The sequence below is a fragment of the Bizionia argentinensis JUB59 genome, from assembly GCF_000224335.1.
Taxonomy (GTDB): domain Bacteria; phylum Bacteroidota; class Bacteroidia; order Flavobacteriales; family Flavobacteriaceae; genus Algorimicrobium; species Algorimicrobium argentinense.
In genome coordinates, this window is record NZ_AFXZ01000069.1 from 1 (window position 1) to 12,811 (window position 12,811).

At 33.8% G+C, this 12,811-nt stretch carries 9 protein-coding genes; 5 read left to right on the forward strand and 4 right to left on the reverse strand.

Annotated features, from left to right (window positions below):
- Window positions 1–396 precede the first annotated feature (396 nt).
- On the reverse strand, window positions 397–1,002 hold the full coding sequence (gene pncA, locus BZARG_RS14815; RefSeq protein ID WP_008639864.1) for a bifunctional nicotinamidase/pyrazinamidase: 606 nt from the start codon (window positions 1,000–1,002) through the stop codon (window positions 397–399).
- A 93-nt stretch (window positions 1,003–1,095) separates the two neighbouring features.
- The gene (locus BZARG_RS14820; protein ID WP_008639866.1) at window positions 1,096–2,496 is read right to left on the reverse strand and encodes a nicotinate phosphoribosyltransferase; all 1,401 of its coding nucleotides are present in this window, start codon (window positions 2,494–2,496) and stop codon (window positions 1,096–1,098) included.
- 642 nt (window positions 2,497–3,138) lie between these two features.
- Here BZARG_RS14820 and nrfH point away from each other — a divergent pair.
- The 3 genes from nrfH to ccsA are packed head-to-tail and all read left to right on the forward strand — an operon-like array spanning window position 3,139 to window position 8,460.
- Entirely contained in the window at window positions 3,139–3,738 is a 600-nt protein-coding gene (nrfH, locus tag BZARG_RS14825; RefSeq protein ID WP_008639839.1) for a cytochrome c nitrite reductase small subunit, read from the forward strand.
- A gap of 12 nt (window positions 3,739–3,750) precedes the next feature.
- Entirely contained in the window at window positions 3,751–5,250 is a 1,500-nt protein-coding gene (gene nrfA / locus BZARG_RS14830) for an ammonia-forming cytochrome c nitrite reductase (protein WP_040288943.1), read from the forward strand.
- 60 nt (window positions 5,251–5,310) lie between these two features.
- The gene (ccsA, locus tag BZARG_RS14835) at window positions 5,311–8,460 is read left to right on the forward strand and encodes a cytochrome c biogenesis protein (RefSeq protein WP_040288944.1); all 3,150 of its coding nucleotides are present in this window, start codon (window positions 5,311–5,313) and stop codon (window positions 8,458–8,460) included.
- A gap of 92 nt (window positions 8,461–8,552) precedes the next feature.
- Here the strand turns inward: ccsA and BZARG_RS14840 are convergent, their stop codons facing one another.
- Together BZARG_RS14840 and BZARG_RS14845 are read right to left on the reverse strand one after the other, a co-directional pair.
- Window positions 8,553–9,338: an alpha/beta fold hydrolase gene (locus BZARG_RS14840; protein WP_008639855.1), complete on the reverse strand. Its 786-nt coding sequence runs from the start codon at window positions 9,336–9,338 to the stop codon at window positions 8,553–8,555.
- Window positions 9,339–9,669: 331 nt separating this feature from the next.
- On the reverse strand, window positions 9,670–10,119 hold the full coding sequence (locus tag BZARG_RS14845) for a KTSC domain-containing protein (RefSeq protein WP_008639848.1): 450 nt from the start codon (window positions 10,117–10,119) through the stop codon (window positions 9,670–9,672).
- A 234-nt stretch (window positions 10,120–10,353) separates the two neighbouring features.
- On the opposite strand from BZARG_RS14845, the gene BZARG_RS14850 reads away from it, so the two are divergent.
- A complete protein-coding gene (locus BZARG_RS14850; RefSeq protein WP_008639867.1) occupies window positions 10,354–11,664 on the forward strand; it encodes a TolC family protein in 1,311 nt (436 codons plus the stop codon).
- 59 nt (window positions 11,665–11,723) lie between these two features.
- On the forward strand, window positions 11,724–12,803 hold the full coding sequence (locus tag BZARG_RS14855; protein ID WP_008639849.1) for an efflux RND transporter periplasmic adaptor subunit: 1,080 nt from the start codon (window positions 11,724–11,726) through the stop codon (window positions 12,801–12,803).
- Window positions 12,804–12,811 lie beyond the last annotated feature (8 nt).

Genomic DNA, 12,811 nt, shown 5'->3' on the forward strand with positions numbered 1-12,811 from the left:
AGCGAAACTTATTAAAAAGAGTGAAATCCTAAATGAGTATTAAAACCAAGACACTGAAGCCAAATTAAGTAAGGTTTACATTTTAATTACAAAGTAAAAATATAGCAGGTTATGACACAAAGAATTTCAAAATATCAAAGATTTAAAATGATGAACCCAATCATCCAGTTTTTTAAATATATTTATTTAAGTATCAAAATAATGTTTGTTGTTGCTGGAGGACATGGTGGCACACGTAAAGTAAACTGATGTGATGGTCAGTGTTTATTGATTGATTAGTGGAAAAGCACTCTTTTAAGAAGAGTGCTTTTTTTGTTCAATTAAGTTTTCTACAAAATAAATGTTTACCACTTTTTTTGGATAAAATTCGCGCTAAAGATTCACTTTAAAACGGTATTAAATGGCTTCAGAAGAAATAATTTGGATTCCTAAATCTGTTATTTTCTTTTTAATATCTTTAAAACCCTCAGAGTCTAATGGCTGCGAGGCATCTTCTATAAAGAAACAAGCGAAACCTTCTTTAAAGGCATCATAAATAGAAAAGTACACACAGATATCTGCTGCTAGACCACAAAGAAATAGTTGAGACGTTCCTTTTTCTTTTAAATAACCTGAAAGTCCTGTCGATTTTAAATGGCCATTATCATAAAATGCACTATAACTATCAATTGTCTTATCGGTTCCTTTTCTGAAAACAGCTTCCCATCTCTGTGTATTAAGATCTGAATGAAACTCCGCTCCTTTTGTTCCTTGCACGCAATGATTTGGCCACAAAGTTTGTTTTTTACCTTGAATTTCAATCTCATCAAACGCAGATTTCCCGTCATGATTAGAAGCAAAACTTATATGATTTTTAGGATGCCAATCTTGTGCTGCAACGATCAAATCAAATTTGTGCTGCATGTTGTTAATCACTGGAACTATTTTATCGGCTTCGGGAACAGCAAGAGATCCACCAGGCATAAAATCGTTCTGTACATCGATTATAAGGAGTGTTTTCATGGTTTTTGTTTTTTAGAAACGAATTACATTAATTCACACTAATTTAAAAATTTGTGGCTATTCATGTAATTCGTGTCTCAATATTTCTTTAAACTATAATTTATGCTTAGCCACTAAAATATCACGCTCTTTCTTCAGCTTATTGCTCAATCCTATTTTATAAATATGTGCATTTTGAAAACGCTTATATTCTTCAGGAAGCTTTTCTAATCGCGATTGTGAATAGTTTGCAATCTCTTGAACCGTTCGCGGTGGATTTACTTTTGCACCATTTACCATTACCTTTTCAAGCAGAGGTTCCCGATCAAAATGCTCAAAATTCAAACTTTTTGTAGCATCGAAAGGATGTATCATTTCATTAACGGATTCTTCACTAAAAACGGCAATGGAATCTGCTCCATAAAACATTCCGTTTGTATCTAAAACTCTATAAACTTGTTTTTTATAAGGAAGAGAAACCTTGATTATATTTTCAGAAAGCTTTATTCTTGGATCACCGTTGTATTCTGACAATTTATAAACACCTCCTAAAGATGCATCTGGCTTTCCAGTAACCAAGTTTGTACCGACACCAAAAATATCAATAGGCGCACCTTGTTCTTTTAAACTTTTTATTACAAATTCATCCAACTGATTGGAAGCTACAATTTTTACATAACCCAAATTAGCATCGTCCAAAATCTTACGTGTTTGCTTGGATAAATAGGCTAAATCTCCGCTGTCTAAACGTACACCTAGGAGTTTCTCTCCTCGTTCTTCCATTTCCTTGGCAATTATAATTGCATTTGGCAACCCACTTCTTAAGGTGTTGTAAGTATCTACTAATAACACACAGTTTATAGGTCTAATTTTAGCGAAGTCACGAAATGCTTTTAATTCATCTTCATAGCTTTGAATAAATGAGTGAGCCATAGTTCCAGAACATGGAATATTATAATCTTCAGCGGCTTTTACATTACTCGTACTATCAAAACCTCCAATAGCGGCCGCTCTAGAGGCATAATAACCACCTGTTGCATGTGCGCGACGTAGTCCCATGTCCAATAAAGTACTTTCATTTCCGGCGCTATATCGAATACGACTCGCTTTTGTAGCGATTAAGGTTTGGAAATTTAGAATATTTAGCAAAAGTGTTTCAATTATCTGCGCTTCAATTATATTGGCTTCAACCTGTAAAATGGGACGATTAGGAAAAACAACATCCCCCTCTTTACTTGAATATATTGTTCCTTGAAAGCGAAAATCTTTTAAATATTCCAAAAACTCGCGCTCAAATCCATGCTGCTCCAAGTATGTGATATCGGACTCTGAAAACTTTAAGGTTTCAAGAATATCTAATACATCTTCTAATCCGGCAAAAACGGCATATCCGCCTTTAAAAGGATTGGTTCTATAGTAATAATCGAAAACCGCACGCCCATCAGGTTTGGTGATAAAATAGACTTGCGCCATAGTTAGTTGATAGAGATCGGTATAAGCAGCTGTAATATTCATGAAAGAATAATTTTATTTCAATAATTAAATTGGGTTATTAATTGCGAAAGCTGATATTTTGTTAATTGTATGTATTTTCAATAGCTCACAATGGGTATTGTTTTATATACTTTCATTCTAAATGCTTTCTGAAGTGATTCTTTTAAATATATCTTTTGCTATTGTTTATCACTTCAGATTAACAAATTAATTCAAAAGGTTATAAAATTAACCAAAATAATACAGTCTGTAGACTACCTTAACAGAACTTTTAACATAGGTTGTATTTAAAGTCCTTTTTAAAACTGAATTAATAGATTAAAAACGTAATCATCAATTTTTTATGTTTCATACGGAGTTAAAGAGGTTTTTAGAGCACGTTTCTTATTTTTAGAACCATTCCAAAATACTTTAGAACGTATTGAAAAATTACTAAACTTCATTCTTTTATACTAAATATGCATCACAGTTTGACTTATAAACATCAATATATGGGCGTATAAAACTAAAAAGGTGACGATCTTTAAAAACCTTTAAATTATTTGAATACTGTTATTAATTTGTCATTCTTCATCTAACTTTTGCTCTTCATTCCAAATATGATATATATCAGCTTACATCCATATTAAATTTGTTAATTTGTACCTTACAATTCATTGTATTATGAAGTTTAATTTTAAAATACTTCCCGAAAAAGGCACCTCTTGGCGCACATTTGCTGTTTTTGCAATTGCGTCTGTAATTGGCTTGGGCTTTTTCCTGATGCGTGAAGCTGAAGTGGTTTCCTATTTATCAGATAACCCACAAGCTTGCGTAAATTGTCATGTTATGACGCCAGTTTATAATAGTTGGATGCACAGTTCGCATAGAGAATGGGTTTCTTGTAATGGCTGCCACGTGCCGCAAGACAATATTTTCAACTCCTACTATTTTAAGGCTAAAGATGGTTTATACCACTCGGCGGTTTTTACAGCCAGAGCAGAACCAGATGTTATAACCATGCGCGAGGCTTCACAAGAAGTGGTACAAAACAATTGTATTAGGTGCCATATTCAACAAGTAACAGAGGTAAAGTATGATGGCTGGTTGGATAATCATAAAGAAAATAGAACTAATAGAAATTGCTGGGAGTGCCATCAAGAAGTGCCACATGGCAGGATTCATGGCTTATCAACAGTAAAATATAATATAGCGCCATTACCTACAGATAAAGAGGAAATGGTGATACCAGAATGGTTAGCGAAAGAAATGGATATAGAATAAACTACAAAAAATATGAAAAATAAAGTACTCTTCGTCGTGACAATTGTAGTCGTCTTTTTATTAGGACTACTGGCATCAAGTATAATTAACAGAAAAAGTGAGGCCAAATATAAATATGTACCTAATGTACAGATTGGCGAAAATGAACCAAGAAACGAGGAATGGGGTAAAAACTACCCTAGAGAATATCAATCTTACTTGCAAACAGCAGACACCTCGTTTACCTCATACCAAGGTGGTTCATCTTCCATTGATATGCTAGAAGAAGATCCTAGAATGGTTGTGCTTTGGGCAGGATATGCCTTCTCTAAAGATTACAATCAAGGTCGTGGTCACTTTTATGCTATTGACGATCTTCAGAATTCCTTGCGTTCTGGCGCTCCAGAAAGTAAAGAAGATGGCCCTATGCCCGCAACTTGCTGGGCTTGTAAGGGTCCAGATGTACCTCGCTTAATGGATGAGCATGGCGTGGGAGAATTCTATAGCGGTACTTGGGCAGAAAATGTATCGGAAGTAGTAAACCCAATTGGTTGTGCCGATTGTCACGATCCTACTAATATGAAATTGCTTATTACAAGACCCGCTTTAGTTGAAGCTTTTCAAGCTATGGGTAAAGATATAAACAAGTCAACTCATCAAGAAATGCGCTCTTTAGTCTGTGCACAATGTCACGTTGAGTATTATTTCAATACTAAAAAAGAAGGTCATGAAGGTACACCTTATCTCACCTTTCCTTGGGAAAATGGATTTGCAGTTGAGGATATGGAAAAATATTATGATGATATCGGATTTTCAGACTGGACACATGCTATTAGTAAAGCACCCATGCTGAAAGCCCAACATCCAGATTATGAAATTTTTCTTACCGGCGTTCATGCCGACCGTGGGGTTTCGTGCGCAGATTGCCATATGCCGTATAAGAGTGAAGGCGGACAAAAATTTACTGATCACCACTTACAATCGCCTTTAAATAACGTTGCAAATTCGTGTCAAGTATGCCACAGAGAAGAAACTGATAAGCTTATTACCAATGTTTACGACAGACAGCGAAAAGCAAATGAAAACAGAATTAAATTAGAAGACGTTTTAGTAAAAGCACACGTTGAAGCCGGAAAAGCCTGGGAACTGGGTGCAACTAATGAACAAATGAAAGACATCTTGATGAGTATTCGCCACGCACAGTGGCGTTGGGATTACACTGCTGCTTCACATGGCGCATCATTCCACTCACCTGTAGAAATTGGGCGCGTATTGGGTAGCGGGCTTGCAGAAGCCCAAGAAGCACGTGTTATGTTAGTGCGACTTTTAGCTAATTTGGGACATAATGACCCTGTAGCAATGCCAGATATTTCTACCAAAGCAAAAGCACAAAAATATATAGGTCTCGATATGGAGAAACTTAGAGAAGAGAAAGAGGCGTTTAAAACCAATGTATTACCAAAATGGCTGGAAGAAGCAAAACAGCGCGAAGCAAAAATGGATTCTAAAAAAGTAGTTAGCACTGATAATTAATAAACTTATAAAACAGTTTAAAAAAATTTATTAACGACTTTTTGAGTCAGAATATTCTTTATGAAATCTATTTTTCGCTTTTTTTCATCATCCGTTTTAGCCTTACTTTTACTATTGGTCTTTGCTGCAGCCATGGCAATTGCCACATTTATTGAAAATGATTTTGGCACCGATACCGCTTGGATTAAAATTTACGATGCGCTATGGTTTGAGCTCGTTATGGTTGGTTTAGCTCTATGCTTTTTGGCCAACACGTTTAAATATAATTTATGGCGAAAGGAAAAATGGGCTGTACTACTTTTTCATTTAGCATTTATCATTATTATAATAGGTGCTGGAATAACCCGTTATGATTCCTATGGTGGTATTATGCGTATTCGTGAAGGTGAAAAGTCTAGTACTATTATATCAGATAAAAACTATTTAAAAGTTCATATTTCTAACAGTAACAAAACGAGACATCTTCAGAAAAAAATGGAGTTTTCGCCATTAAATGACAATAGTTTCTCAATAGAAACGGACATTGAAGATACACCCGTAGTAATTTCTCTAAAAGAATTTGTTGCAGATGCCGTACCTGAAATTATTGATGATTCGGAAAAGGGAACTCCGATGTTGCAAATGGTTACCACTTCTGGAAACGGGAGAGAAACACTGTTTTTAACCAAAGGAGAAGTCGAAGTTATTGGCCTACAAAAACACAAAATCGGATTTGAAGCCCAAGAAAACGGCATTATAAATATTACAGAAGAAAACGGCGAATTTAAAATCTGGGCGCCTCACCCACTCGATTTCTTTGTAATGTCCGATCAAAAGGCCGGTGTTATAAAAGGCGATACAATTCAACCTATGACGCTTAAAACGCTTTATAGACAAGGTGATTTATCTTTTGTACCATTATCTTTTCACAAAAATGGTAGTATGCAATTAATTAGTACCTCTGAAAAACCACATAATAATGATCCAACCAAAGATGATGCTGTAGTACTCCATGTGAAAGTAGGCGATAAATCTGAAGATATAATGATCCTTTACAGAAAAGGATTTTTACCGACCACGCACGAAATTAATGTTGACGATATTACCTTAAGTTTTTCCTACGGTGCTATGCCTATAGAAATTCCGTTTGCCGTGAAACTAAATGAATTTCAACTGGAACGTTATCCCGGTTCTGAAAGTCCATCATCTTATGCCAGTGAAGTAACTGTTTTAGATGGCGACACAGAAATGCCTTTTCGAATTTACATGAATAATGTTTTAGATTATGGTGGATTTAGATTTTATCAAGCTAGTTATGACACCGATGAGAAAGGAACCTTATTGGCCGTAAATCATGATTTATTGGGAACAGTTACGTCATATATTGGTTATTCCTTGATGACAATAGGTATGTTTTTTACACTTTTTGGAAAACGAACACGATTTACAACAATTAGCAAAAAGTTGAAGAAAATTAAACAAATTGCACCTATACTTCTACTAATGCTTGCGAGTTCATTCGAAACATATGCACAATCACCCATGCAAAAGGACTCCATTCCTTCGGTGACGGAAATTGTAATTAATCAAGAAATTGAAAAACAGCATTCAGATTTGTTTGGTCGTATTATGGTTCAAGATATGGATGGACGTATAAAACCAATTAACACTTTGGCATCCGAGTTTTTACGGAAAATTTACGGTAAAACAACTTTCAACTATAAAGCAGACGGCAAAAATATAAAACTAGATGCAAATCAAGTATTTTTAGCCATGCATGTTTCTCCAGGCGCTTGGCAGAAAATACCGGTGATTAAAATTGATGCTATAAAAGGGGGCGATTATTTTAAGCCGCTTAAAATTACTGAAGATGGTTATATCTCTTTCGACCATTTAATTAATCCGGATGGCGATTATGTTCTTTCCAAATTGGCTGAAGATGCGAATGCCAAAAAACCTGCGGAACAAAATGAATTTGATAAGGAAGTCATCAAAGTAGATGAGCGCTTTAATATATTATTCAACATTTTTTCTGGTAACTATTTAAAAATCTTTCCTAATAGTTTAGATGAGAAGGATACATGGTTTAGTTATAACCACCATTTTAACGATTTCCCATCAGAAGACGGACACTTTGTTCAAAACATTACGAGAACTTATTTTAATGATTTAGCCTTTAAAAACTGGTCAGACGCAACAGATAAACTTTCTTATATAGACACTTACCAAAGTACATTAGGAGCAGCCATTATTCCAACACAAGAACGGGTTGAAGCCGAATTATGGTACAACCAAATGAATCTTAATTTTTGGCTCTTTCAAACATTTTTTACCATTGGTTTAATTATGTTGGTGCTTGCGCTTTCAAAAATATTTGTTCAAAAACGAATTATAAATTTCCTTTGGAATATTTTAATTATTATTTCACTCATTAGCTTTATAGTGTTTACTGGAAATATTCTATTACGCTGGTACATTGCTGGTCATCCACCATGGAGTAATGGCTATGAAATGATGGTTTTTGTAGCCTGGGTGTTAATGCTTTGCGGATTAATGACTTTTAGAAAATCTGATTTCGCTTTGCCATTGGCGACACTTTTTTCTGGTTCCCTACTATTTGTAAGTTATTTGGATTGGTTAAATCCAGAAATAACCAACCTAATGCCTGTACTAAAATCATCATTTTGGTTAAAGGTTCATGTCGCAACTATTGTAAGTAGTTACGCACCTTTGGCTCTATCGGCTGTATTAGGTTTTATGGCTTTGATATTAATAATTATACGAACAAAAAGCAGTGCTAAAATAATAGATCTACGCATAAAAGAGCTGACCTATATTAATGAAATTTCTATGACCATAGGCCTATTCGTTCTTACCATTGGAACTTTTTTGGGTGGTGTATGGGCAAACGAATCCTGGGGACGTTATTGGGCTTGGGATCCTAAAGAAACTTGGGCTTTAATATCTATAATAGTCTATGCTATTGTGTTGCATTTACGCATGGTTCCAGCACTAAACAATCGGTATACATTAAACGTAACAAGCGTATTTGCTTTCGCATCTATTATAATGACCTCGTATGGCGTGAATTATTACTTAACCGGTTTGCACAGTTATGCTGCTGGCGACCCCGTACCTATTCCAACGTTTATTTATATATTGACAATAGTCGTGATTATTATAGCTATAATCGCTTTTATAAGAAGTCGGAAACCTAAAACTATCAAATAGAAAGTTGTAGTCTAAATAAATTTAATTACTTAATAAGCCGCTAAATTCAGCAGTTTTTAATATGAAGATATAAGCAAATAAAGGTAAAATATTTATTTGCTTTGTAGTTTTAAAAAGGAGAGTACTTCACTATTAAACTCTAGTGGTTGCTCTACATTTACAACATGACCACAGTTTTTTATTACGTGTAGTTTGGCGCTTACATGTTTGGAAATAACTTCTTTAATTGAAGGTAAAAATAAATGATCTTGTTCTCCCATCACGTAAAGCGTTGGGATATTAATATCTTTCATTCTGAACAATCTTAGCATTGGCGTTAATTCCGCAGTTAGTTTATACCACCTTTTAAATTCTTTTTGGTACAATTTCTTGGCTTCTTTTACGAATAAGGATCGTGATTCTTTATGATTCTTTTTAGGCATTATTATAAAAGCAAACAACTTATATAAAAAGATATATGGAACCACAGATTTAAAAATATTTCCAAAACCTATTAAAAACTTGGATCGTGCATTCAGTTTTAAAATAGCGCCGCCCATAACCATACTTTCTACTTTTTCAGGATTTCTTTCGGCTAAATCTCGAATTAAAATGGTTCCTAAAGAAATTCCTATAAAGTGCGATTTTTGAATTTTAAGATGATTTAAAACTTCCAAAACATCATTAGTTACCACTTCAAATGTATATTTCTGAATGTTTTTCTGCTTAAATACAGATTGGCTATTTCCATGTCCGCGAAGATCAATCAATAAAATATTAAATTGTTCTTTAAAAGCTCTAATCTGGCGAAACCAAATGGAACTACTTCCTCCTGCGCCATGGATAAAGGTTACCCATTTAGAAGTATTTTCATTTCGATAAACTGAATAACTCAACATAGATTTTAAATGTGCTATTTTTCATACAACATTTGGAGTGTTATATATTTCTTGCAAGATACGTGAAAGTAATGACTCGATTTCTAGGTTTTCTCAGTATTAACCGAATAATACTTTAAATAAATTTTAAAAACGCGACATTTAACTTGTTTTATATAAATTGAAACATCAATAATTTTATTTAGAAAACTAATTAAAGCACGTTTAGCAAGTAATTATTTTCCATTTATCCACTAAAAAAGGGAACACGTTTATAAGCTTGTCCCCCTTTATATAATACATATTGTTATCTGATAAAACACTTTACCAAATTATCAGCATAATCTATTAATTATGCTTGCTCCATCGTTCTTTTCGATTTTCTATATAGATAATTAGGATAAATACTACGTTTTGCAAAACGGTTAAGCTTATCACTATTAATCATTTTAATATATACAGGTTTGGTTACACCAAAATATTCATAAGTAGATCCATCTAAAAAGGTGATTTCCAATAACAATCCTTTATGAACATAATCTTCAATACCAGAATTGGTAATGGTCTCTGTATAACTCTCTAAATTAGCTTCAATAGTTTCTGGCGCTATACTTACCAAAAAGTGATAGCCATCGATAATTTTTCGACTTTGAATTTCAGCTTCTTCCTGCTTTTCATCGCCATTTTGAAACTTATCTGGATGCCATTCTTTAACTAAATCTCGGTAACTCTTTTTTAAAGTCTTTAATTCAACTTCACTTTCCACTCCAAAGAGTTTCTTATATTCATTTATACGCTTCATATCAAATTTTATTTGAGGGCGCAAAAGTACGTTTTATTAGTTTATAAATTACAAAAGTTTCATATTTCATTAGTTAGAATATAATCCTCTCTTCTTTTTTTAGATTATATAAAACAATAGCTCATCTAAATGGACTAAAAAAAATGTTTTATTAGACTGATTTATGCTTGGTAACATTGGTTACTGACTAGCATGAATTAAGAGACTACTTTTGCTACAGAAATATAAATACACATGAAAAGAATAACATATACAGCTATACTATTTAGTTTGTTTTGGAATTACAACATTCAGGCACAAGCTTTGGTTCCAATTACAAAAAAAGAAGTCTTAACTAAGGTCTCTGAAAACAATACAGCTATTAAAATTTCAGAAAAAGAATTTAATGTAGCTAAAGCTGACTTCAGACAAACCAATGCTGTGTTCTTACCCAATATTACGGCTAGTCATACAGGAATTTCAACTACCAACCCATTAATGGCTTTTGGTTCTAAATTGAATCAAGAAATTTTAACGGCGAGTGATTTTAGTCCAGCATTATTAAATAATCCCTCGCAGATTCAAAATTTTGCTACTAAACTTGAAATTCAGCAGCCATTGATAAATGTGGATGGTATATATCAACGTAGAGCTGCTAAATCTAAAATGGGTGCTATGGCTTTAAAAATCGAGCGCACTACGGATTATATGGCTTTTGAAGTTGAAAAAGCTTATATGCAATTACAACTGGCTTATAAAGGTGTTGATGTTTTGGAAGAAGCATTAAATGCCGCAAATGCGAACAAAAAATTAGCTGACAATAGTTTAAAGCAAGGTTATTTACAACGTGCTGATGTGTTGAATGTAGAAGTTCGCGTTACAGAAGTACAAAACCAATTGCAAATGGCAAAAAGTAATGTGCAAAATGCATCTAACTACTTATCATTTTTAATGAACGATGACACTTATGTGGTTTACACACCAACGGATAGTTTAACGGTTACGACTTTAACTATAGAAGGTAAAAGCATTTCAGAAGACCGTTCAGATATTAAAGCGATGCAACTGGCAACAGATGCTTATGAAGCTATGAATAAAGCTGATAAGATGGCATTTTTACCACGTTTAAATGCTTTTGGTAGTTATGAGTTATATGATGATCAAATTTTTCAAGGTGATGCTAGCGGCTATTTATTTGGCGCACAATTAAGCTGGGATATTTTTCAAGGTTCTAAGCGATTTGGTAAAGCTCAAAAAAGTAAAGCCCAATTAGAAAAATCTAAATTAGAATACACGCAATATGTATCTCAAAGTAATTTAGAATTGAATAAAGCAAAACGCGCTTTTATAGATGCTGAAAATAAATTAACCCTTACCGCTTTGGCTTTAGAACAGTCAGAAGAAGCTTTAAGAATTAGAACTAACAGATTTACCGAAGGTTTAGAAAAAACATCTGATTTATTAACAGCCGAGACACAATATTCACAAAAACAGTTAGAACACTATCAAACCATTTTTGAATATAATTACGCGCAAGCATATTTACAATTTTTAACTAAACAATAGACCATCCTTAATAATTTCCTTTCGAATACATGAGGAATAGTAAAATAAACACTTATATCATGAAAAAACACATATACATATTCAGCCTAATAACAGCTTCACTTTTTATGGCAAGTTGCGGTAGTAAAGACCAAAAAGAAGAGATTGATAATACACCAGCAATTCCTGTAACGGTTAATCAAGTAACCACAGATAGCAGCAATCCGTTTTTATTTGTAAGTGGTAAAATACAAGCTACAAATAGTGCCGATTTAAGTACGAGAATGATGGGTTACGTCAATAAAGTACATGTTAACGTGGGCGATAAAGTTAATAAAGGTCAATTATTAGTGTCTATTAATAATGCCGATTTACAAGCCAAACAAGCGCAAGTAAATGCCGGTATTACAGAAGCAACAGCAGCTTTTAATAATGCACAAAAGGATTACAACCGTTACCAGAGTTTATTTGCAAGTTCAAGTGCATCACAAAAGGAAATGGATGATATGACGGCCAATTTTGAAATGGCCAAAGCACGTTTAGAAGGTGCCAAACAAATGAAAAATGAAGTTAATGCACAATTCGCTTACAGTAATATTACCGCGCCTTTTAGCGGAATTGTTACGAGTAAAACAATTGAAACTGGCGATATGGCAAATCCAGGCGTTCCATTAATAAGTATTGAAACGCCAGGTAATTTTGAAGTGATGGCTATGGTTCCTGAAACAGAAATTTCACAAATAAAAAAAAACACTGAAGTTCGTGTTTTAGTAAAATCTATTAACGAAGCGCTAAAAGGAAATGTTGTAGAAGTCAGTTCTTCAGCCAAAAATACAGGCGGACAATATTTAGTAAAAATTGCTTTAAACAAAACTGAAGCTAATATTCTTTCAGGCATGTTTGTAAGTGTTCAATTTCCAGTTGAAAAACAAGGAACAACCGAATTGGTATTAATACCAACGGAAGCGATCATTACTCAAGGGCAATTATCTGGAGTTTATACGGTAAGTCAAAGTAATACAGCCTTATTGCGTTGGTTGCGATTAGGTAGAAACTATGGCGACCAAGTTGAAGTTTTATCAGGATTATCTGCTGATGAAGCGTATATAGTTTCGGCAGAAGGAAAATTGTTTAATGGTGCGAAAATTAGTGTTCAATAGACAGTTGC

Coding starts and splice junctions, on each gene's coding strand:
- BZARG_RS14850 (WP_008639867.1), top strand. CDS start 10,354: ATGAAAAGAATAACATATACAGCTATACTATTTAGTTTGTTTTGGAAT.
- BZARG_RS14840 (WP_008639855.1), bottom strand. CDS start 9,338: ATGTTGAGTTATTCAGTTTATCGAAATGAAAATACTTCTAAATGGGTA.
- BZARG_RS14845 (WP_008639848.1), bottom strand. CDS start 10,119: ATGAAGCGTATAAATGAATATAAGAAACTCTTTGGAGTGGAAAGTGAA.
- ccsA (WP_040288944.1), top strand. CDS start 5,311: ATGAAATCTATTTTTCGCTTTTTTTCATCATCCGTTTTAGCCTTACTT.
- nrfH (WP_008639839.1), top strand. CDS start 3,139: ATGAAGTTTAATTTTAAAATACTTCCCGAAAAAGGCACCTCTTGGCGC.
- pncA (WP_008639864.1), bottom strand. CDS start 1,002: ATGAAAACACTCCTTATAATCGATGTACAGAACGATTTTATGCCTGGT.
- BZARG_RS14855 (WP_008639849.1), top strand. CDS start 11,724: ATGAAAAAACACATATACATATTCAGCCTAATAACAGCTTCACTTTTT.
- nrfA (WP_040288943.1), top strand. CDS start 3,751: ATGAAAAATAAAGTACTCTTCGTCGTGACAATTGTAGTCGTCTTTTTA.
- BZARG_RS14820 (WP_008639866.1), bottom strand. CDS start 2,496: ATGAATATTACAGCTGCTTATACCGATCTCTATCAACTAACTATGGCG.